Source organism: Bacillus sp. FSL W8-1143 (genome assembly GCF_037965155.1).
Classification (GTDB): domain Bacteria; phylum Bacillota; class Bacilli; order Bacillales; family Bacillaceae; genus Bacillus; species Bacillus pumilus.
This window is the reverse complement of record NZ_CP150182.1, coordinates 1,437,770-1,458,027: the sequence shown is the minus strand read 5'-3', so window position 1 is coordinate 1,458,027 and position 20,258 is coordinate 1,437,770. Positions and strand designations below refer to the sequence as shown.

Genomic DNA, 20,258 nt, shown 5'->3' with positions numbered 1-20,258 from the left:
AGAAACCTAAAAAATAGACAAATAAAAAAACGCAAGGGAAGAATTCCCTCACGTTTTTTTATCAAGCATTAGTTGCTTTTTACGTCTTTGCCTTTGTATGTTCCGCAAGATTTGCAGACACGATGAGAAATTTTCATTTCACCGCATTCTGGGCAAGCTACCATACCAGGTACTTGTAGTTTGAAATGCGTACGACGCAATCTTTTTTTCATTTTAGAAGTTCTTCTAAAAGGTACAGCCATTATTCCCACCTCCTTAAAGAGTTAAGTTAAGATTCATTATTTTCTTCTAAGAGCTTCTTCAAGCCTTCCAGACGCGGATCAATTCGGTTTTGATGTGCATCTTCCGAAATGACCGCCCAGTCATTCCCTTCTTGTGGTGCAGCACCTTTTACGTCCGTTTGGTCGCAAAAGATTTGCATCGGCACTTCAAGAAGAATTTCTTCCTTGACTAAAGGCGTTAAGTCGATGATGTCGTCTTCTACAATAGAAACGTCTTCATCTTCTATGTCGTCTGTCTTATGAAGTACAAATAGTTCTTTCGTTGAAATCGCAAATGGATAATTTACATCAACAAGCGTTCTTGAACAAGGCAATGTCATTTCACCTGTGATGGTTAAATCAAATGCGACTTGCTTTGATTCGATCACTCCAGTCCCTTTCACCTCTACCTGTGAAATGCGACGTATATCTGAATGAAGGCTAGTAAGTTCATTTAAGTCAACCGTCTCATGAAAATCGAAGCTGTTTTTAGCTTTTTGATGTAACTGATAAACTGTCCATTTCAATTGTATCACCTCTAAGAGCAACAAACATGATTATAGCTTTCCTCATGTTATTTGTCAATATTTTTTCTTTACAGTCCTTTGTGATGTCAGAGCGTTGTTTGACATCAGTTCTCGGAATGCCTACACTGAAAAAAATGGGCTTCATTTTTCCCTTATGCTACTGTAGCATAGACCATTTAACCATAGCAAGAAAGGCGGAACATCTATTGAAAGCAACAGGAGTCGTTGTCGAGTATAATCCATTTCATTATGGACATGCCTATCATGTTCGTCAGGCGAAAACACATACCTCCTCAGATGTTGCCATTGCCGTCATGAGCGGTTCCTTCCTCCAGCGCGGTGAGCCTGCCATCGTCTCAAAATGGGCGCGGACAAAAATGGCACTGCAAAACGGTGTAGACATTGTATGTGAGCTTCCATACATATACGCAGTGCAAAAGGCAGAAACCTTTGCAAACGGTGCTGTGGCGATTCTAGATGCTTTAAAATGCCGCTCCCTTTTTTTCGGCAGCGAGGATGGTGACATCAAAGCATTCGAGCGAACAGCTCGTGCTTGGCATGAGAAAAAAGAAGAAATTGACCTTTTCACAAAAGGAAAAGTAAAAGAGGGCCTTAGTTATCCAGCTGCTGCTGCTGCTGCGTTTCAAGAGGTGATTGATCCTAAGCACTTACTGGATCTGTCTCTGCCCAATAATATTTTAGGTTTCCATTATGTCAAAGCCATCTTGGAGAGATCCCCTCACATGCAGCCCTTTACCTCTCAAAGGATTTCATCTGGTTATCATGATGATAAACTACCTGAAAATCAGAAAATCGCAAGCGCAACAAGTATACGAAAAGCGTTAAAAGATCATGGTACATTTGAAACAGTCGCCCCTTATCTCCCAGAAGCTACGCTTAAGCAATTACATGACTATCATTCTTCATATGGTCTTCTACATACACAAGAAGCCTACTTTAGCTTCTTAAAACACGTTTTTCACACAATGGATACGGCAGAACTAGAAGGCATCTATGAAATCGAAGAAGGCATCGAACACCGCATGCAAAAGGCGATTACACATGCGTCCTCCTACGAGGAATATCTATCACTTGTGAAAACAAAACGCTATACGTGGACGAGGCTGCAACGGATGAACACACATCTCTTAATGAGGGTGAAAAAGAGTGCCATGCATGAGCTGCTGAAAGAGAAAAAAGCGCCTTATATTCGTTTACTTGGTATGTCAAAGAAAGGGCAGCAATACTTATCTCTTGTGAAAAAAGAATTGGACGTGCCGCTCGTCAGTAAGCTGTCTGCCTTTTCACATCCCGCACTTAATCTTGATATTCGCGCATCCCGCGTCTTCAGCCTGCCCGTTAGTGAGCCGATGCAAACGAACTTAACGGGAGCGGAATTTAAAACCTCACCGATCCGATATGATGAAGAGACTGGTCTCTTCCAGTCTTAGCAAAAAAAGCAGCCTTGCGGAAGGCTGCTCCAAATTGTTGACACAGGGCTAAAATGATCTTTATTTTAGCCTTTGTCTTCTTTTCAGCATAATAGAAAACCTTTGCAGTCCTGACAAAGAATGCAAAGGTTTGTCTACATGCTGAGAGCAGCCTTTATGAAGGCTGCTCTTTTTTGATTAAGATGCTTTCTCTTTTAATTTGTTTAAATAGTTCAGGGCATCTTGCATTGTATCTACAGGCACAATTTTCATATCACTTTTAATATCTTTCGCTGTTTTGACAGCATTTCTATAGTCTGAATTTGGATCACCTTTATCATTCGGTGCAAAGAATATATCTTTTCCTGCTTTATCTGCCGCCACGACCTTTTGATCGATTCCGCCAATTGGACCGACCGTTCCATCGGCGTCAATCGTTCCCGTTCCTGCAATCGCATAGCCATGTGTTTCGTCTTCTTTTGTCAGCTGGTTATAAATTTCAAGTGACATCATAAGACCTGCTGATGGGCCGCCGATATTTTCGATATCCACCTTAATAGAAGGTGAGACTTTCACATTTCGGTCTGTAAATAATGATACGCCAATTCCAACTCGATTCGGCTCTTCTTTAAATGGTTTTAACGTCACTTTCTCCGTCATGTCTTTGCCATTTCGTTCAAGGACAAAACGGACAGATGTACCTGCTTTTTTGCTGCTGATATACGAAACCATTTTATCAGCAGAATCATAGGTCTTGCCATCAACGCTTTTGATTCGGTCGCCCACTTCAATTTTGCCGTAAGCAGGCATTCCTTTCATCACGTAGCTTGCATATACGCCGTTAAACGTATAATCTACTTTTTTACCTGCTTTTGTATATGCTGCAATCATGGCATTTTCTTGCGAGCTTTTCATCAGCTGAAGCTGCCGTTTCATATAATCTTGATCCGACTCCCCGTCCGCTTTAATATTTTCTTCTGGGACGATTTCATCATATTTATTCATTTTCGCAAGCAAATACGTATACGGATTGGCTGGACCTACTTTAATTGTCATAAGAGAGAAGCTGCCCTTCTCGCCATATCCGCCGTCTACTTGAATGTGGGGAGCAATCTCGGTTGCATCACCCGGCTTTGTCACGTAATATGGCAGTTTGACAAAGGTTAAGCCACATAATACAAGGATAACGACAAAAAAGCTGAGCCAGCGAATATTTAATTTTTTCATTCGATTAACACTCCCATTTATCAATGACATCTTTCAGTGTACCTGTTAGTTGATCTGCGGCAAGCTCACCTGCTTCAATCATCTCCTGCACCTGCACGAACGCACTCGAGCTAAATGTTTCAAGCCTCGGCCGGATCATGACATCAGCGTGAATGGTTTGATGACGGACCAATTCATTTTGAAGGATGTCCAAACTTTGCATAATCACATCCGATAATCTCGTCGCCTTTTCCGTTTTTTTCACTCTTGATACATCAGAGGCGATAATGAGGTCTGCGCCCATATCTTTTAAAACAGACACAGGAATGCGGTCCACAACCGCTCCATCCACTAGCTGTCTGCCGCCCATTTCATGAGGAACAAACACGCCCGGAATGCTGATGCTTGCTCTGACTGCTTGTGAGACAGACCCTTTTTTAAACACGACCTTCTCCCCTGTCTCGAGGTCACAGGCAACCACTGCAAGGGGCATTTTTAATTCTTCGAATTTTTTCCCATATGTAAACGTGTGAATCAGCTGCAAAATTCGATTTCCTTTTAAAAGACCGATTTTTGGCAGTGTATAGTCAGCATAATACTTTTTTCTGAAGACAAGTGCAAGTTTTTTCATTTTTTCTACGTCCTGTCCTGCCGCATAAAAGCTCCCAACAAGTGCGCCAATACTGCTGCCAGCAATCATATCTACCTGAATACCTTGTTTCTCAAGACTAGATAAAACTCCGATATGTGCCATTCCCCTCGCACCCCCAGAGCCTAACGCAAGCCCGATGACTGGTCGCCTCATGAAAATCCACCCTCCTCTTTTCTATGCATATATACGAATCTATTGGTCTAAACATGCCCCTTCTGCTCGTATAGTAATAGAAGACAGGCTCGGCTAGTTTCTTTCTTTTTTGATCACGAGCTCGCCAATAGATCATAACGGCAAGGGGCGAAATCTCCATGAAAAAATGGAACACTCTGTTCATCGCTGCTTTTTTTATCTTTTTAACAGCCACTGTGATTACACATCCACAAGCCTCTTTGCAAGCGTCTAAAAATGGACTTGCAATGTGGTGGGAGGTTGTATTTCCATCATTGCTTCCTTTTTTTATTTTGTCCGAGCTATTAATTAGTTTCGGGATTGTCAGATTTGTCGGGGTATTATTAGAGCCATTTATGCGCCCCATCTTTCGAGTGCCTGGTGTAGGCGGATTTGTCCTAGCGATGGGAATGGCATCAGGCTTTCCTTCTGGTGCGAAATTAACCACAAGACTCAGGCAAGAAGGACAACTGACACAAATCGAAGCAGAGCGCCTCGTTTCTTTTACAAATTCATCGAACCCATTGTTTATTTTCGGTGCGGTGGCTGTTGGTTTTTTTCATCATCCAGCTTTAGGAATTGTTTTGGCCTGCGCACATTATTTAGGGAATCTCGCTGTTGGGGTGACGATGCGAGGATATAAAGCGCGGCATGATGCACATCTGAGAAGCCGTAAGCAAATTTTATTCCCACCGTTTAAAGAAGCATTCAGCGCACTTCATACAGCAAGACTCGCAGAGAAAAGACCGCTCGGCCAAATTTTAAGTGATGCGGTCATGTCATCAGTCCAAACACTCTTTATGATTGGCGGCTTTATTATCTTATTTTCTGTGTTTAGCAAAATGCTGTCAGTTGTTCAGGTGACGGACCTCTTATCCATAGGGGTCGGATATATGCTCCAAACGATGCATCTTCCGCCAGAATTAGATCTTGCGATGATTGCCGGTTTATTTGAAATCACATTAGGAAGTCAGCTGACAGGGTCACAGGAAGTCACCCTTCTTGCTAAAACGATTGTCGTCAGCTTTATATTAGGATTCAGCGGGTTTTCTGTTCAAGCTCAGGTCGCTGGCATTCTGGCGGCAACAGATATACGCTTTAAACCGTTTTTCTTCGCTCGTTTGCTTCACGGGATTTATGCAGCTGTTTTTGCCTTCTTATTGTTCAAGCCTCTTTATGTCTCTCGATCTGACATGGCTCTCCCAGCAGGTGCCTTTGAAGCAAGCCAGCAGGTCGTCATGTACAGCAGTGTGCTTTGGAATCAGCTTGTGACAGCTGGCCCTTTGATCACGCTATGCAGCTTGATCTTGTATACGGCGCTATACTATCAGAAATTAAAAAAAGGATGAGTGCACAGTGCACTCATCCTTTAAATTTTTCTATCAGCGCTTCTTCTACCTCTTTTGGCACAAGGTCTTTGACTGAACCATCATATTTCGCTACTTCTTTGACAATGCTTGAGCTTAAGAAGGAATACTGATTGTTGGTCATCATGAAAAACGTTTCAATGTCATCGTTTAACACTTTATTCATTGATGTGCCCTGCATTTCATATTCAAAGTCTGTCACAGCTCTTAATCCGCGTAAAATGACTTTGGCTTCTTTTTGTTTCGCATAATCAACAAGCAGACCGTGAAAGGATTCGACTTTGATATTTGGCAGATCCTTCGTCGCTTGGCGAATGAGCTCACACCGTTCTTCAACGGTAAATAACGGTTTCTTGGATGAGTTATTTAGTACACATACATACACTTCATCAAAGATCTTTGCACCTCTTTTGATGATATCCAAATGGCCCAATGTGACTGGATCGAAGCTACCCGGACAAACGGCTATGTTCCCCATGCTTTAATTTCCCCGCTTTCTATAGATCGTAATACCAGTCAACCCGTACAGTTCCTGTCTTGATATGTAAAGCTGTCCAGCTTCCTCTGGCAGTATAACGTCCTTATCATGCTCACACACGATCACGCCGTCATCTGTTAATAAGGCATGCTCGTCAATCATGTCAAGAAGTGCTTTTAGCTGTTGATCTTTGTAAGGCGGATCAAGAAAGATCGCTTGAAAGGATTCCTCTCGTTTCACAACGGCTGCAAGTGCACGCTTTGCCTCGTTTCGAAACACTTCACTTTGATCAATCAACTCCAATTGATTGAGGTTTCCTTTGATCGTTTGAATCGCCTTCATATCTCGATCAACGAATATGCAATGATCGAATCCTCTAGAAAGCGCTTCAATCCCTAAACCACCGCTTCCCGCAAATAAATCAAGGGCCCATCCGCCATCAAAATACGGGCCGATCATATTAAATATCGATTCTTTTACTTTATCTGTCGTCGGTCTTGTTGATTGACCTGGTACCGCTTTAAGTGTGCGGCCTTTTCTCGTTCCAGAGATGACTCTCATTTTTCCACCACTTTTTCTGCTTGCTTCTATTGGTTATTGTGTATGACAAAAAATCCAACATTATCTTACCACAACACTCCGCAGGGGACAATGCGCAGACTTTCATTCATTTACTATGTATAGATCAAGGAAAGCGGGGTCATACTACTTATAACAGCATCTGATGTGGTGCTGTTGCCAACCGCGGAGAAGACTTACGTTTCCCCATAAGTTCTTCCTCCGGTTTCTCCTCTCCCTTTGCCTTCTCCTTAATGATTCATTAAGAATAGAAGGACCCCGCGGGTGATGCCGCGGGGGTTTTTTTGTGTCTTTAAAAGCCCACTTTATAATCATACTCTTTTGCTTTGTCCAATTTGGATTCGTACTCTAATTTAATAAAGGGTTTATATGAAGGCTCAACACGTTTCACAAATGGCAATGAGCTGAGCTTAGCCATATGGCGCTCGAGATCATTCATATCACAATAGATCACTGCATATTTCATTTTCCGTGAAATATAGTGAACATTTCCAAATTTTCTTAGCGCCTTTGACTGCTTTAACGAATGCAGCCAAACGACCATCCCTTGACGTTTGGTTTCCATCTTTTCACCTGCCGCTTTTTCAATTCTTTTCAGTCATTATGTAAAAGACGAGACATTCAAGTCTCGTCAAGATACTTTACAGCCACAGCTGCCACCAGATCCACAGCCACCGCCGCATGATGATAGACCATCAAAATATGGGTTCCCTGTTGGAACTTTGATATATGCTGATACAGCTTGACCGATTTCAATACTAATCTCATCTAAGATGGATTGAATCGCTGTTTCTGCTTTTTTGAAATCAACCACTGTATCGTGAAGATCTAACTTTCTTTTGACCTCACGCATTTCCTTTGAGATCGTTCTATAGTCCGGATGGTATTTGCCGAACCGCTGCACATCCTCATATTGCTCTTTTACTTTTGTAAAATGGGCAATAATTTGTTGGGCTTCTTCGTCTTGCTGGAGACGCTTAAAGCAGTTGCGGTAATGTTCAGCCTCCTCCGACTGAAGAATCATGGCAGCCAATTGATTCGCTTCCTCTTGGAGCTCCACAGATTCGATTGTCGCATACATAAATGATGCACCTCCAATTCATAGTTTACCACGAAACCTATGGATCAGAAAATGCTTTTACGTCACAAATACATCCCATGTCTCTCTTTTCTGCCTATATTCTGGATGACGAGAATTGAGCACAACGGTCATTTTATGCTTTCCTTTTGAGAGATGCTTGACCACAAATGCAGCAGTATATTCATTGCCTGCACGTTTTCCGTCTACATACACTGTAAAATATCCCGCCTTCTCATCCTTTTTTAGTCGCGTAGGCTCAAGATGAAAATCTTGCAGTGTACTTTCTATATAAACAGAAGACCCCTGCACTTTGTATTTTAAAAAACCTTGCTGCTTCATTTCGCTTTGGGCTTGCTGCATCACATGTACAGCTGGATCTTGCTTTATGACTTGCTTCTCTTCATGTTGACTTTGACACCCGGTGACAAGAAAAAGCAATGCGCATATTGACAGCATCCATTTCATCATCTGATTCTCCTTTCATCTACTTTTATAGGATGCTCAGGAAATAGACATCTTAATCAACTCAAAAAAGCCTCATCCGGCTCCATTTTGATTGCGCATTGCTTGGAACATTTGAATCATCATTTCAGCCATTTGGACACTGTTACTCAACTGACTCACACGATGAGGAATGGTTTTTTCGTAAAAATTCATTTTATCTAATTCAAAGGACGATAGCTTATCAGGATGTCGAGTCAGCTGTCTGTACCAGAGAGGACGCTGTCTGATGAATTTGATTCGATCCTCTTCGGCCATGACAAACTCCAGTACTTCTTTCCGCACCAAAAGCATCCCCTTTCACTTAATCTTTCCTGAAGGAGAATGGGTGCTGACTGCCTCCAGATGAACCTTTCTTTGAGCCATTTGATGAAAATTGTCCGAGTAAGCTTTGTAAAGAGGAAATAGACTGGCTCATTTTGTTGATTTGTTCATTCATTTGATCAGCGTCCATTTTTTTCACAGCAGAAACCATTTTAGACATAAAATCGGCTTTTCCCGCTTCACTTGGCTTAGAGTCTTTTTCTTCTTTCACGTCTCCAGATTGCGTTTGCCGGTAAGGAGACCACATCTCATCTTCCTCACCAAACATGACCCAATTTTCGTATACACTTTGCCAGCTTTTTTCTTGCGTTTGCACTTCTTGAATTAACTTCGGATGGCGTCTGACGAATTGTTTAAATTCATCAATGGATGTTTGTTTTTGCTTGTTTGTCATATCCTCACCCCCCATACAAATGCCTACTATACTATATACATCAGCAGTTATTTTGGTGAGCCTCTTTTTCAATCAAAAAAACAGCTGCGATGGTGCAGCTGCTTTCGTTTAAGATGTTTTTTTAATGAAGTTTTGGGTGTAGTATTTTTCTTTCACACCGACGCCAAGGTGTGTGTAATCTTTATTTAATAACGCCTTTCTATGACCTTCACTATTGAGCCAGCCTTCTACCGCTGCAGGTCCATCTACATAATTATAGGCAATGTTTTCACCTGCGAGCTGAAATGCCACCTCGCCTCTTTCTAATCGGTCTTTCAGCGTACCGTATTTTTTAGATTCATGGGAGAAATAATGATTCTCTTTCATGTCCTCACTATGCATGAATGCCACTTCAGAGGTTTCATCATCCCACTTTAAGATCGGCAGTTTGTACTTATGACGAATAATATTGGTCATATCAAAAATTTGTTTTTGACTGGAAGCTTCGATCTCTTTCCATTTTTCACCCGATATTGCCTCTGGTTCTATCAATTGACCACGATAGACGACTTCGTATGGCTTTTGTTTCACAAATGTATCTGCGTTAAACGCCCTGATACTTGAAAGGGTGCTTTCAAACTTATCCATGTAAAGCTGAACATATACATCATCGTCCACTTTCACGGTAGGTCTTGTATTCATATCATCTTCTGAGAATTCAAAGCGGTATGAATTTTGTTCATCCTCTACATGAATGTAAGGTGCAATTTGTGTTTTTTTAAATACCTCACTTGTGGCTTGACCGATTTTAAACGGTTCAACATTGAGCCCGTCTCCTGTTGCAAACAATGTCACCACTTTACTATCCTTTACCCCTACTTGAATATAGTGCTTCTTCGATTGATTGTATATCCACCAGTCATAATCATATGCAGAAGGATCAATGCGATCTGGTTCTCCCAGCTGTTTAAGCACTTCGTTTGAAGATTTCCCCATAAAGGACATGAGCCCCTTTTTAGGGATGTTGATCGGCTTATCGCTAGATGTTTCTTCATTAGACACCTTCGGTTCATTGCTGTTTTCTTTTTCTGGTGAAGATCCATATTGAATAAACAGAACGTACGTTCCAGATATAATCAGGAGGATGAGGAGTGTTTTGAGCACAGTTTTCAAATAAACACCTCCGTTAAATTGGCAAGGTACAAAAAGTACCTTCTACTGTCATTTAAACAAAACTCGCTCTATTTATCAACGACAATACAGCCTATTTAACACGAATTTAAAATATGCCCCTCTTAATGAAGAAATCCTTGCCCATGATCTTGATCCTGCTGAGAGATTTCTGTCAGTGCATCTCCTGCGCGATCATTCGATAAATCTTCGACGGATAAATCTCCAAGAGCGACAATCCCTGTTAATGCACCGTTCTTCACAACAGGAATGCGGCGAAGCTGGTGCTCTGACATCAGCCGGACAATTTCTTCAAGCGTTGCATCTTCTTCTGCTGTCAGTACTTCCTTCGTCATCAGCGAGCCTACTTCCTGTGAGTTTGGCTTTTTTTCTGCAATGCCTCTGAGTACAAGGTCACGGTCTGTCACGATACCAACGAGCTGATCTCCGTTAACCACGGGAATGGCACCAATGTCTGCGTCTCTCATTTTGACTGCGGCTTCATACGTATTGTCATCTTGCTGACATGTCACTACTTTTTTTGTCATAATATCTTTAATTTTTTTCGTTTTCACGTTGATTCCTCCATCTGTTATTTTCTTTATTACTGTAACCAGGTTATAAAAGAACATACCTTTCACAGTTGAAAGTTTAACGCTTTCATACTATGATTGTCAGTAAAGGGAATTTTTATAAGGAGGGGTTTTGGGTGAAGTTTGAAGGTACGGGGATTGAAAAGGTAGCAGCTGACTTAAATAAATTAGATTTCATCATGGAAAGTGAAGGATTTGTACGAGCCGATCAATGGGATTATGAGCGTGTGACGTACGACAGAAAGTTTAACATGGTAGAGGGAACCTTTTATTTACGCATTTCCGGCTACGCCACCGAAGGAGATGTAGGTTCAAAAAGAGCACACATACAGCTTCTTACACCTTTACTTGGAAAACATTATTATCCGCACGGTGTTGAATACGGTGAAGGCGAAGATTTCCCTAAGTCTCTCATCCAATCAAGCAAAAAAACGCTTGAACAGCTGAAAGAAAAACTAGAAGCAATGACTGCAGAAGCATAAACGAAAGCACAGCCATCCGGCTGTGCTTTTTTCATTCATATTTCGGAATCAGGGCATCTGGTACGGCATCTTTCGCTCTTTCTTTTCTTGCCCAGTCAAAGAAGACAACAGCAAGGATCGAGCCGTACACAATCTCCTGAATAATTTTCATCAAAATCGCGCCTAGCTGCTGGTCTTCTAGCAGCGGCAAGGTATGGAACATTTCAGGACCTGTGAGCGCAAGACCTGCCAGCGTATCACTTGGTACGCATAGATGCAGCGCCTGTATCCAAGCACCAGCATCAGAATAGGTTGCATAGATCGGTGCCTCACTAAACATGATGAGTGCACACGCAGGAGTCATTAATATCCCGTCTGCCATGATATAACCAAGCTTTAAAATGCCTGTAATCTGAGGCTGACTTTGGACTTTATGAACGAGCGGCCACCACATGAAAAAGGCAGCGATAAAAATGACCACTGTCATCAGCGCATGATAAAACGGATCTGTTTTCACAAAGTCAAACACAAGCGGAATATGGTACATCGAAAACAAGCCGTTAAACCCAAGCAATGCAATTAAAGGCTTGGAAAACAAACGAAACATCTGCTGAATGCCTGGTGTTTGTATGATCCGCTCCCAAATGGCCGCAGGTAATCCTGTAATAAGGAGAGGCGGAATGACTAAATAGAGCACCGCCATTTGCGCCATATGTGCACTAAACATAATATGCCCCATTAAATCAATTGGGCTTCCTTTTACGGCGTATAACAGAACAAGCCCCGTCAGAAACAACGTTTTCTCTTTTACCGTCGCACGATGCTTCCCCTTTGTCACAAGAAGCAGATAAAGAGCAGCTGCTATGACAATACTAGTCAAATAGTAAGGGCTCCATAATGCCCGAAATCCGAATATTTCTAAGTTCTCCATTGCTGCGCCTCCTTCAAGGGCAAAGCGGGCTTACCACCAAATAATGGTCAAAAAGGCTAATACGGTAATAAACGCGACAAACACACCTGAGTAAAGAAACAATGCGGGTGTTTCATGCCCTTTTTGGTTCATGTGCATAAAATAATAAAGCTGAAAAGCCACCTGAATAACGGCAAGCAGTAAAATAAATGGTACTGCGAACCAGTTTCCTACGTCTTCAGAAGCGATTGTTAAAAAGGCAACAAAGGTTAATCCAATCATCAAGCCGAAAGAAATGAGCTGATGCTTCATTTCTTCGGCATTTTTCTTTTTACGGTATACAAGATCGACTTTAGACTGATTTGTGTTTTTATTTCCCATTCTTATCCCACCATTCCCATTAAATATACAACGGTAAAGATGAAGACCCACACAACATCAATGAAGTGCCAATACAGACTTGCCACATAATATTTCGGCGCATTGTATAAATCGAGTCCGCGTCTCATATTTCGAATCATAAGAGCGGTAATCCAGCAAAGTCCAAAGGCGACGTGAGCCCCGTGAGTTCCTACAAGTGTATAGAAGGAGGAACCAAGAGCTGAGCTGGTAATGGTAAAATCATACGCATGCACATAATGATAGAATTCATAAATCTCAACCCCTAAAAATGAAGCACCTAATAGCACAGTCACACCAAGCCAAAGCTGCATCTTTTTAAAGGCAAAGTTTTTCATATGATACATTGCATACACACTCGTTAAACTGCTCGTTAGTAGTAGCATCGTGGCAATAAAGACAAGCGTGAGATCAAACATATCAGTTGTTTTTGCTCCGCCTGCATTAGAGTTTTTCAGCGCCAAATACGTGGCAAAGAGCGATGCAAACAGAACGGTTTCTCCCCCAAGAAACAACCAGAACCCGACGAACTTATTCTTTCCTTCTAACGTGGCTTTCTCAGGAGAAGCCGGAAAAGTTTCTGCTGTCATTTTTTGTGGTTCCATTATGCTTTCACCCCTTTATCATCGTCATCGGTCAAATCTTCTTTGTGAATATGGTACCCATGATCGTCTTTAAGAGAGCGAACCAGCATGGTCGCAAATGTAATGCCAAGACCAATGAGAATCACTGGAAGCCCCCAGCTATGCTCTTGACGATACATGAAGCCAAACGCTGACACAAATAGACCGAATGAGATAATGACAGGTAAGATGGAATTATTCGGCATGTGAATATCATCGAGCGGTTCAGATGCTGTCATTCCTTTTTTACCATCCATTTTTTCAATCCATAATGGATCTAGTCCTCTGACAAGCGGAAGCTGTTTAAAGTTATATTCTGGCGGAGGTGAAGACACTGCCCATTCAAGCGTTCTTCCATCTCCCCAAGGATCGCCCGATACACGCTCCCCTTTTGCTGTCGTCCAGATGATATTAATCAGCATGATGACAACAGCTACAAACATGAACAGTGCCCCAATCGTACTGACCAAGTTCCCAAGGTCTAGCCCCTGACCCGGCAAGAATGTAAAGACTCGGCGCGGCATGCCCCAAAGACCGAGAAAATGCTGGATAAAGAAGGTTAAATGGAAACCGACGAAAAACAGCACAAAGCCAATTTTCCCAAGCTTCTCATTCAGTATTTTTCCAAACATCTTCGGCCACCAGTAATGCACACCAGCTAAAATACCGAATACGACCCCGCCGATAATGACGTAGTGGAAATGCGCCACAACAAAGTACGTATCATGGAACTGATAATCTGCTGCAGCTGCTGCAAGCATGACTCCGGTTACCCCGCCAAGTAAAAACGACGGTATAAAGGCAACGGAATACAGCATTGGCGTTGTAAACTTCACATTACCGCCCCATATGGTGAGCAGCCAGTTAAATACTTTAATTCCTGTCGGCACCGCAATCGCCATTGTAGCTACAGCAAAGATGGCATTGGCAATCGGACCAAGTCCAGTTGTGAACATGTGATGCGCCCACACCATGAATCCAAGGAAACCAATCAATACAGTCGCAAACACCATCGACGAATACCCAAACAGCCTTTTTCTTGCAAACACTGGAATGATTTCAGAAAATATTCCGAATGCTGGCAGGATTAAGATATAAACTTCTGGGTGTCCGAAAATCCAGAACAAATGCTCCCAGATGATTGTATTTCCGCCGAGCTCTGGATTAAAAAAGCTCGTATCAAACATTCTATCAAGCATCAGCATCGCAAGCCCTGCAGTAAGCGGCGGGAATGCGAATAAAATCAGTGCTGAGGCGACAAATGTCGTCCAAGTAAAGAGCGGCATTCTCATATACGTCATACCAGGCGTTCTCATATTAATAATCGTTGCAAGAAAGTTGATTCCGGCAATTAGCGTACCAATACCCGCTATCTGCAACCCTAAAATATAGAAATCCATGCCGTGTCCTTCTGAATTCAGCGTGAGCGAAGCGTATGCAGTCCAGCCTGCATCAGGTGCCCCGCCCATAAACCATCCAAGATTTAAGAAAATTCCTCCGAAAAAGAACAGCCAAAAACCAAGTGAATTCACAAATGGAAACGCTACGTCACGTGCACCAATTTGAATAGGTACAACCGCATTCATTAATGCAAATAAAAGCGGCATTGCTGCAAGGAAAATCATCGTTGTTCCATGCATCGTCATGACTTCATTGTAAAACCCTGCACTTACAAAATCATTTTCAGGGATGGCTAGCTGAATACGGATTATCATCGCTTCCAGGCCGCCAATTAAAAAGAAAAATCCCCCTGCCACTAAATATAGTATGGCAATTTTTTTGTGGTCAACCGTCGTCAAGTAATCCCATAAGACAGCGCCAAACCCCCGCTTTTTAGCTATAGTACTCACCATGAAATCCCCCTCTTATCTCCCATTTGCCCCTTTTCATATAGATGTTTTAACTTTACACAGACTGTGTCTGACAGATGGCTACTTCTTGGTTGTAGAGACATATTCGGGAGCTCTTAACAAAAACTTCACATCGATTACATACCCTCTTACACATTCCTATTAGAAATTACTCGATTTTAAGTCCTTTTAAATACTCATAAAGTGCATCTGCTTCTGAGTCATTTAATTTAGGGTACGTCCCTGTCATTTTATTTCCTGGTTTAAAGCTCTCTGGATCTTTCAGCCATGCTTTCACGTTTTCTTTGTTCATGTCTTTAATTCCAGCTACTTTCGTTCGCTCTCCGAAGGTTGCAAGGTTTGGTGCTGTCCTTGCCGCTTCCGGCCGTTCGTCCCCAGGCTCTACTGCGTGACAGCTCAAGCAGTTTTTCTCTTTAAATAATTTTTCACCTTCAAGGGCAAGATCTTTTGTGGATGTAGGCTTCTTGTAATCAGCCATTTTTTTCGTCCATCCTAAAAACTCATCTTGAGAAAGCGTTTTAACTTTAAAGTCCATTAAAGCATGCGAGGGACCGCAAAGCTCCGCACATTTCCCGTAGAAATATTCTCCTGCATCTTTCGTTCGTTTTGAATCAAAGGTTAAATAAAACTTGTTTTCATTGTCTGTGTTTGTATCAATTTTACCGCCAGCCGATGGAACCCAGAAAGAGTGTTTCACATCAGATGCTTTCAGCTTGAAGTAGACCTTTTGATCTGTCGGTACAATCAATTCCTGACTCGTGACAATCCCATAATCAGGGTATTCGAATTCCCACCAATATAAACTGGCTCTTACATTGACAACAAGTGTCTTTTCAGGATCTCGTTTTTTCTTATCCATAGCGCTTGTATCCCCAAGCTCAAGCGTGTATGCCACAACAGGCACAACGAGAATAATGAGGAGAAGAATCGGAATCGCTGTCCACGTAATTTCTAGGTTACGGTTCCCTTCCACCTGCTTTGGAATCGTATCTTCTCCAACTTTAGAACGTTTGAATTTAATGATGACGTAAAAGAAAATGATCGATACAACAATGACGACAAGAACCATAATGAGTGTACTCAGTACCGTTAGGAAAAATTGTTTATCTGCTACTTCCCCAACTGGTTTGAGTGTTGATAAGTATGGTTCACCACAGCCCGCCAAAACGAGCGTCAATAAGAGAAACAGTGAATAAACACGCCATTTTCTTATCATAATTTGTCCCAACCCCTTTTGCTTGATCTCCTTTGCCTTTCGCTTTTTACCTCTTATTTATAAAATCACTTTTCACCCATCCATAACCCCCGCCTCTTATAAAAGCACTTACATTTCCTGTTTTCATAAAAAAATGATGTTTTTACTCAAAATACCATCTATGTATAAACAGAAAGCCGCCTAAATAGAACTGAATATCAGGCGGCTTTCATAGTTGTTAGAAAATGTTGTGTTATAAGATATAGCCTTGTTTTGATGTGATCAAAGTGTATTTTACTCTAGAATAGTGTAATAATAATCATCGCGACGAAAAAGATGGTTAAGTAGTTTAATGAATAAACGAACATGAGCGTTGACCACTTCATGACGTCTTTCATTTTAAAGCCCATAAGGCCAATGACGAGCCATCCAATATTCAGCAATGTGCCAAGTGCGACAATCGGCCATCCTAATCCACCTAAGAAAAATGGAAGCGGGAGAAGACATGCTGTCCAAATGATGATTTGGCGTTTCGTGACTTCAAAGCCATAAACGACTGGTAGCATTGGAATACCTGCCTTACGGTAATCTTCCGTTTTCTTAATCGCAAGTGACAGGAAGTGCGGGATTTGCCAAATGAACATAATCATAAACAAAACCCAAGCCGTTGTGTCGATTGTACCTGTGACAGCTGTCCAGCCGATTAATGGCGGCACCGCACCAGATACACTTCCAATAACGGTATTAATGGTGTAATGGCGTTTAGACCACATGGTGTAAAGAACCGCATAAGTAAAGACTCCGATAAATCCAATCACTGCTGATGTGATAGTTGTCATCAGAAGCATGATGAGTCCAAGTACAACAAGCAAAATACCAAATGCATACGCTTGCCCCGGCTGAATCTTACCTGTAACCGTCGGTCTTGTTTTTGTTCTTTCCATTAATATATCAATATCACGGTCAAACGCATTATTAATGGCGCATGAACCGGCAATAATAAGAGAAGAACCAATCATTGTTAACAGCACAATATCAAGATTCCCAAGGAAACTCATCCCTGTAAAATAAAAAGCAAGCCACATTCCAGTAAATGTTGTAATGAAGTTGGAATTGACGATGCCCATTTTAATCAGAGCAAGAAAATCTTTCCAAGCTGTTGTTTCTTCTATTTGTCCATGAATAGCTGCTTCCGCGGCTGTTTTGGAATTTGCCAATGTGTATAACCTCCCTTGCCCAAACCTTCAAACAAACAATGAAACGTAAATTCGTTACAACTCTATCATACAAGATAAACAGCTGTAAAAAAACATCCTATTAAATAATAAACGACAATCTCGAAGTTATTTGTGAACTTTTAGTGAATTTATTAGGATTTACCTGTGTTTCAGAAGGCGGTGCAAAATGAAATATTCTCTCCTCTATTTCTATCAGACTGTGAAAGAAAGATCAAGCACTCTAAATCTGTAAACTTTGTGAACTAACATATCATTTTTTTGTGAACTTTGGTCATTATGAATTGCAACAGAACACGCATTTGGCTTAAACTTGAGAGCATGTGAGGTTTTTCAATTAGATCAGAAGTTTTTTAGAGAAGGTGAAATAATTTGATGAAATTTGCTTTAAGGTTATTGAGCGTGATCACAACGTTTGTGATGCTGATCGTTTTGATTGGCGGTGCGCTTGTGACGAAAACCGGCTCGGGTCTTGGCTGCGGCAGGCAGTGGCCCCTTTGTCACGGTCGTTTCTTCCCTGAAATGAACCCTGCTTCCATCATCGAATGGAGTCACCGCATGTCAACAGGGGTTTCAACCATTCTTGTCTTGGCACTGGCGGTCTTATGCTGGAAAAAGATTAGTCCAGTATTCCGTGAAACCAAATTTTTGGTCATCATGTCGATTATATTCTTACTGCTACAAGCGCTGTTAGGGGCTCTTGCCGTCGTGTTTGGTTCCAACGCACTTGTCATGGCACTGCACTTCGGTATTTCACTCATTTCTTTTGCTTCAGTGTTATTGCTTGCGCTTCTTGTATTTGAGGCAACCAGATCTGAAACAAAGCTTGTGAAGCCGCTTCATATCGGCAAAAAAATGCAGTTTCATATTTATGGTTTGATCACCTATACGTATATCGTGGTGTACACGGGTGCTTATGTGAGGCATACTAAGTCAAGCCTTGCTTGCTCTGTTTTCCCGTTTTGTTCAAAAGACGGTGCACTTCCAGCATACTTTAATCAGTGGGTGCAAATGTCTCACCGAGCAGCAGCACTTCTTTTATTCGTCTGGATATTTGTTGCGATGTTCCATGCCATGAAACATTATAAAGAACAGAAGCAGCTGTATTATGGATGGATCATTTCAGCCATTCTCATTACACTTCAAGCGATTTCAGGTGTGATGTCTGTGTATTCTCAGCTCGCACTAGGTTATGCGCTGGCTCATTCATTCTTTATTTCCTGTTTGTTTGGAGTACTCTGTTACTTCTGCCTACTCATTGCCCGGTTTAAATATGAAAGCAAAGAACCATTCAAATAAGAATTTGTATCCCCCTTTCTTGCGGAATGGGGGATTTGTTTTATTGTTGTTTTGCTTCTTCAAATAGCGAAATGGCTTTTTTGCGTCTTTCCTGGTGGTCAACTGCCGGCAGCGGGTATGTATCACCTAGCACACAGCCCGATTTCAATTGCTCATCAATCGGCATTTTACTTGGTTCATGAATCCATTTTTCATCGACATGCTCTAGCTCTGGTACATATTTTCTAATATATTCTCCGCTCGGGTCAAATCGCTTTGACTGAGTGGTCGGGTTGAAAATACGGAAGTACGGCACCGCATCTGTTCCGACGGAGGCTGCCCACTGAAATCCTCCGATATTTGACGCCTCATCATAATCCACAAGTTTTTTTGCAAAATACGCTTCGCCCTTTCTCCAATCAATCAAATAATCCTTTGTTAAAAATGAAGCTGTAATCATTCGCAAACGGTTATGCATCCAGCCCTCCTCATTTAACTGTCTCATCCCTGCATCAACGAGCGGAAAACCTGTCTCTCCTTTACACCAAGCTTCAAACAGCGTCTCATCTTCATTCCATTCCATTCCTTGAAACGCCGAATTGATTTCTTTTTCTTTCATCTCAGGATAATGCGCATAAATCATATGATAAAAATCACGCCATGCCAGCTCTTTGATAAAAGTCTCTCTGCCCTCGTCTTCATAGAGTGCTTCTTCATATATCGCATGAAAGATTGTTCGAATCGAAATAGTGCCTGTTTTTAAGAACCGCGACAGCTTGCTCGTTCCAAAAACAGACGGAATATCTCGTTTCTCATGGTAACGCGTTAATCTTTTTTGAATAAATTGATGAAGCGTGTTCATCGCTTTGTCTGAGCCGATTTGATCAAACTTCCTTGAGTAGCCCTTTATCAATTCTCGCAGTTTATCATTTCCTTTTTGCGAAAGTGGCTCATCACAAATCGTATGCTCGCTGCTAAAAAATGATTTGTCAACTTTTATCACAGGCTGCTTTTCTTGCTTACGCCATGATTGATAGTATGGGGTAAACACTTGATAATGTGACCCATCTGCTTTTAAAATATCTCGCGCCCCGTGAAGGTGTGTATCTTGCCATGTTGACACATGAATGCCCTTCTTTTCTAAAAAATCGGTTACTTGCTTGTCACGCCTTTGACCGATACCCACCTCATCTTCGTTAAAAAAGACGGCTTTGATGTCATACACTTCCATGACCTGCTGAAAGGCGCGCAGGACATCATCATGGAGAAGGTGAACATACACTTGAGATTCTCTCGCTTCCTTAACGAAATGCGCCAAGTTTTGAAAGAAATGTTCGTTATTTATATCCATTTCCATTTCAGTAAAGAATGGATCTAGATGATAAAGAGCCAATAATTTGTACTCGTGTTTTTTTGCATAAGTGATCGCTTTTGACAAGGCGATATGATCATCCAATCGCATATCTCGGCGAAACCAAATCACGACAATTTCCAACTTTCTTCACCTCACTCTATAGTGTAATCACTCTCGCAGGCTGCTGCACATTTTAATGCGCTCAAAAAAAGACACATCA

The 20,258-nt window shown here is 41.7% G+C and carries 24 protein-coding genes; 4 read left to right on the top strand and 20 right to left on the bottom strand.

Annotation, left to right across the window (positions count from 1 at the left end; all coding sequences use genetic code 11):
• Positions 1-68: 68 nt before the first annotated feature.
• Both rpmF and NSQ36_RS07240 read right to left on the bottom strand, forming a co-directional pair.
• Positions 69-242 carry a 50S ribosomal protein L32 gene (gene rpmF, locus NSQ36_RS07245; RefSeq protein ID WP_008354700.1) on the bottom strand — a complete coding sequence of 58 codons (174 nt, stop codon included), beginning with the start codon at positions 240-242 and terminating at the stop codon, positions 69-71.
• 26 nt (positions 243-268) lie between these two features.
• The gene (locus NSQ36_RS07240) at positions 269-787 is read right to left on the bottom strand and encodes a DUF177 domain-containing protein (RefSeq protein WP_339207108.1); all 519 of its coding nucleotides are present in this window, start codon (positions 785-787) and stop codon (positions 269-271) included.
• Positions 788-993: 206 nt separating this feature from the next.
• Between NSQ36_RS07240 and NSQ36_RS07235 the strand changes: the two genes are divergently transcribed.
• Complete coding sequence (locus tag NSQ36_RS07235) at positions 994-2,238, top strand: nucleotidyltransferase (protein WP_284906397.1); 1,245 nt, start codon at positions 994-996, stop codon at positions 2,236-2,238.
• Between the two features lie 177 nt (positions 2,239-2,415).
• Here the strand turns inward: NSQ36_RS07235 and NSQ36_RS07230 are convergent, their stop codons facing one another.
• Together NSQ36_RS07230 and NSQ36_RS07225 are read right to left on the bottom strand one after the other, a co-directional pair.
• Positions 2,416-3,444 carry a SepM family pheromone-processing serine protease gene (locus NSQ36_RS07230; RefSeq protein ID WP_050945105.1) on the bottom strand — a complete coding sequence of 343 codons (1,029 nt, stop codon included), beginning with the start codon at positions 3,442-3,444 and terminating at the stop codon, positions 2,416-2,418.
• A gap of 4 nt (positions 3,445-3,448) precedes the next feature.
• Entirely contained in the window at positions 3,449-4,228 is a 780-nt protein-coding gene (locus NSQ36_RS07225; protein WP_050945106.1) for a patatin-like phospholipase family protein, read from the bottom strand.
• 158 nt (positions 4,229-4,386) lie between these two features.
• Here NSQ36_RS07225 and ylbJ point away from each other — a divergent pair, with 158 nt between their 5' ends.
• Positions 4,387-5,595 (top strand): sporulation integral membrane protein YlbJ, encoded by a 1,209-nt coding sequence (gene ylbJ / locus NSQ36_RS07220; RefSeq protein ID WP_277552440.1) that lies wholly within the window; start codon positions 4,387-4,389, stop codon positions 5,593-5,595.
• A gap of 13 nt (positions 5,596-5,608) precedes the next feature.
• Here the strand turns inward: ylbJ and coaD are convergent, their stop codons facing one another.
• The 9 genes from coaD to NSQ36_RS07175 all read right to left on the bottom strand — a co-directional run bounded on the left by coaD (position 5,609) and on the right by NSQ36_RS07175 (position 10,667).
• Complete coding sequence (coaD, locus tag NSQ36_RS07215; protein ID WP_044142001.1) at positions 5,609-6,091, bottom strand: pantetheine-phosphate adenylyltransferase; 483 nt, start codon at positions 6,089-6,091, stop codon at positions 5,609-5,611.
• Between the two features lie 3 nt (positions 6,092-6,094).
• The gene (gene rsmD, locus NSQ36_RS07210; RefSeq protein ID WP_257736834.1) at positions 6,095-6,682 is read right to left on the bottom strand and encodes a 16S rRNA (guanine(966)-N(2))-methyltransferase RsmD; all 588 of its coding nucleotides are present in this window, start codon (positions 6,680-6,682) and stop codon (positions 6,095-6,097) included.
• Positions 6,683-6,962: 280 nt separating this feature from the next.
• Positions 6,963-7,235, bottom strand: a complete 273-nt coding sequence (locus tag NSQ36_RS07205; protein WP_003212137.1) for a YlbG family protein — start codon at positions 7,233-7,235, stop codon at positions 6,963-6,965.
• Between the two features lie 66 nt (positions 7,236-7,301).
• Complete coding sequence (locus NSQ36_RS07200) at positions 7,302-7,751, bottom strand: YlbF family regulator (RefSeq protein ID WP_007499807.1); 450 nt, start codon at positions 7,749-7,751, stop codon at positions 7,302-7,304.
• Between the two features lie 57 nt (positions 7,752-7,808).
• The gene (locus tag NSQ36_RS07195; protein ID WP_050945107.1) at positions 7,809-8,216 is read right to left on the bottom strand and encodes a hypothetical protein; all 408 of its coding nucleotides are present in this window, start codon (positions 8,214-8,216) and stop codon (positions 7,809-7,811) included.
• A 72-nt stretch (positions 8,217-8,288) separates the two neighbouring features.
• Positions 8,289-8,537 carry a YlbE-like family protein gene (locus NSQ36_RS07190; protein WP_034619936.1) on the bottom strand — a complete coding sequence of 83 codons (249 nt, stop codon included), beginning with the start codon at positions 8,535-8,537 and terminating at the stop codon, positions 8,289-8,291.
• Positions 8,538-8,556: 19 nt separating this feature from the next.
• Complete coding sequence (locus NSQ36_RS07185) at positions 8,557-8,970, bottom strand: YlbD family protein (RefSeq protein ID WP_003212038.1); 414 nt, start codon at positions 8,968-8,970, stop codon at positions 8,557-8,559.
• Between the two features lie 108 nt (positions 8,971-9,078).
• The gene (locus tag NSQ36_RS07180; protein WP_003212349.1) at positions 9,079-10,122 is read right to left on the bottom strand and encodes a CAP domain-containing protein; all 1,044 of its coding nucleotides are present in this window, start codon (positions 10,120-10,122) and stop codon (positions 9,079-9,081) included.
• A 122-nt stretch (positions 10,123-10,244) separates the two neighbouring features.
• A complete protein-coding gene (locus NSQ36_RS07175; RefSeq protein WP_044142103.1) occupies positions 10,245-10,667 on the bottom strand; it encodes a CBS domain-containing protein in 423 nt (140 codons plus the stop codon).
• A gap of 161 nt (positions 10,668-10,828) precedes the next feature.
• Between NSQ36_RS07175 and NSQ36_RS07170 the strand changes: the two genes are divergently transcribed.
• Entirely contained in the window at positions 10,829-11,194 is a 366-nt protein-coding gene (locus NSQ36_RS07170) for a YugN family protein (protein ID WP_050945108.1), read from the top strand.
• Positions 11,195-11,225: 31 nt separating this feature from the next.
• On the opposite strand, the gene ctaG is transcribed toward NSQ36_RS07170, so the two are convergent.
• From ctaG to cyoE, 6 genes are all read right to left on the bottom strand, one after another.
• Positions 11,226-12,104, bottom strand: coding sequence for a cytochrome c oxidase assembly factor CtaG (gene ctaG / locus NSQ36_RS07165; RefSeq protein ID WP_012009845.1), 879 nt, complete (start codon positions 12,102-12,104; stop codon positions 11,226-11,228).
• 30 nt (positions 12,105-12,134) lie between these two features.
• Positions 12,135-12,464, bottom strand: a complete 330-nt coding sequence (gene ctaF, locus NSQ36_RS07160; protein ID WP_003211520.1) for a cytochrome c oxidase subunit IVB — start codon at positions 12,462-12,464, stop codon at positions 12,135-12,137.
• 2 nt (positions 12,465-12,466) lie between these two features.
• Positions 12,467-13,090 (bottom strand): cytochrome c oxidase subunit III, encoded by a 624-nt coding sequence (gene ctaE, locus NSQ36_RS07155; RefSeq protein ID WP_088001578.1) that lies wholly within the window; start codon positions 13,088-13,090, stop codon positions 12,467-12,469.
• Positions 13,087-14,958 (bottom strand): cytochrome c oxidase subunit I, encoded by a 1,872-nt coding sequence (ctaD, locus tag NSQ36_RS07150; protein WP_050945109.1) that lies wholly within the window; start codon positions 14,956-14,958, stop codon positions 13,087-13,089. The genes ctaE and ctaD overlap by 4 nt, the downstream gene beginning before the upstream one ends.
• Positions 14,959-15,124: 166 nt before the next feature.
• Positions 15,125-16,192 carry a cytochrome c oxidase subunit II gene (gene coxB, locus NSQ36_RS07145; protein WP_003212202.1) on the bottom strand — a complete coding sequence of 356 codons (1,068 nt, stop codon included), beginning with the start codon at positions 16,190-16,192 and terminating at the stop codon, positions 15,125-15,127.
• Positions 16,193-16,470: 278 nt separating this feature from the next.
• Entirely contained in the window at positions 16,471-17,388 is a 918-nt protein-coding gene (gene cyoE / locus NSQ36_RS07140; protein ID WP_003211774.1) for a heme o synthase, read from the bottom strand.
• Between the two features lie 393 nt (positions 17,389-17,781).
• On the opposite strand from cyoE, the gene NSQ36_RS07135 reads away from it, so the two are divergent.
• Positions 17,782-18,705, top strand: coding sequence for a heme A synthase (locus tag NSQ36_RS07135; RefSeq protein ID WP_003210766.1), 924 nt, complete (start codon positions 17,782-17,784; stop codon positions 18,703-18,705).
• 40 nt (positions 18,706-18,745) lie between these two features.
• Here the strand turns inward: NSQ36_RS07135 and NSQ36_RS07130 are convergent, their stop codons facing one another.
• Positions 18,746-20,179 carry a deoxyribodipyrimidine photo-lyase gene (locus NSQ36_RS07130; RefSeq protein WP_339207104.1) on the bottom strand — a complete coding sequence of 478 codons (1,434 nt, stop codon included), beginning with the start codon at positions 20,177-20,179 and terminating at the stop codon, positions 18,746-18,748.
• Between the last annotated feature and the right edge of the window lie 79 nt (positions 20,180-20,258).

Excerpts from the sequence above, each read along its gene's own strand:
- coxB (WP_003212202.1), bottom strand. The coding sequence starts at position 16,192 with ATGATAAGAAAATGGCGTGTTTATTCACTGTTTCTCTTATTGACGCTC.
- ctaF (WP_003211520.1), bottom strand. The coding sequence starts at position 12,464 with ATGGGAAATAAAAACACAAATCAGTCTAAAGTCGATCTTGTATACCGT.
- rpmF (WP_008354700.1), bottom strand. The coding sequence starts at position 242 with ATGGCTGTACCTTTTAGAAGAACTTCTAAAATGAAAAAAAGATTGCGT.
- NSQ36_RS07195 (WP_050945107.1), bottom strand. The coding sequence starts at position 8,216 with ATGAAATGGATGCTGTCAATATGCGCATTGCTTTTTCTTGTCACCGGG.
- NSQ36_RS07205 (WP_003212137.1), bottom strand. The coding sequence starts at position 7,235 with ATGGAAACCAAACGTCAAGGGATGGTCGTTTGGCTGCATTCGTTAAAG.
- NSQ36_RS07185 (WP_003212038.1), bottom strand. The coding sequence starts at position 8,970 with ATGACAAACAAGCAAAAACAAACATCCATTGATGAATTTAAACAATTC.
- ylbJ (WP_277552440.1), top strand. The coding sequence starts at position 4,387 with ATGAAAAAATGGAACACTCTGTTCATCGCTGCTTTTTTTATCTTTTTA.
- NSQ36_RS07225 (WP_050945106.1), bottom strand. The coding sequence starts at position 4,228 with ATGAGGCGACCAGTCATCGGGCTTGCGTTAGGCTCTGGGGGTGCGAGG.
- NSQ36_RS07175 (WP_044142103.1), bottom strand. The coding sequence starts at position 10,667 with ATGACAAAAAAAGTAGTGACATGTCAGCAAGATGACAATACGTATGAA.
- NSQ36_RS07230 (WP_050945105.1), bottom strand. The coding sequence starts at position 3,444 with ATGAAAAAATTAAATATTCGCTGGCTCAGCTTTTTTGTCGTTATCCTT.
- NSQ36_RS07200 (WP_007499807.1), bottom strand. The coding sequence starts at position 7,751 with ATGTATGCGACAATCGAATCTGTGGAGCTCCAAGAGGAAGCGAATCAA.
- coaD (WP_044142001.1), bottom strand. The coding sequence starts at position 6,091 with ATGGGGAACATAGCCGTTTGTCCGGGTAGCTTCGATCCAGTCACATTG.
- ctaD (WP_050945109.1), bottom strand. The coding sequence starts at position 14,958 with ATGGTGAGTACTATAGCTAAAAAGCGGGGGTTTGGCGCTGTCTTATGG.
- NSQ36_RS07135 (WP_003210766.1), top strand. The coding sequence starts at position 17,782 with ATGAAATTTGCTTTAAGGTTATTGAGCGTGATCACAACGTTTGTGATG.
- ctaG (WP_012009845.1), bottom strand. The coding sequence starts at position 12,104 with ATGGAGAACTTAGAAATATTCGGATTTCGGGCATTATGGAGCCCTTAC.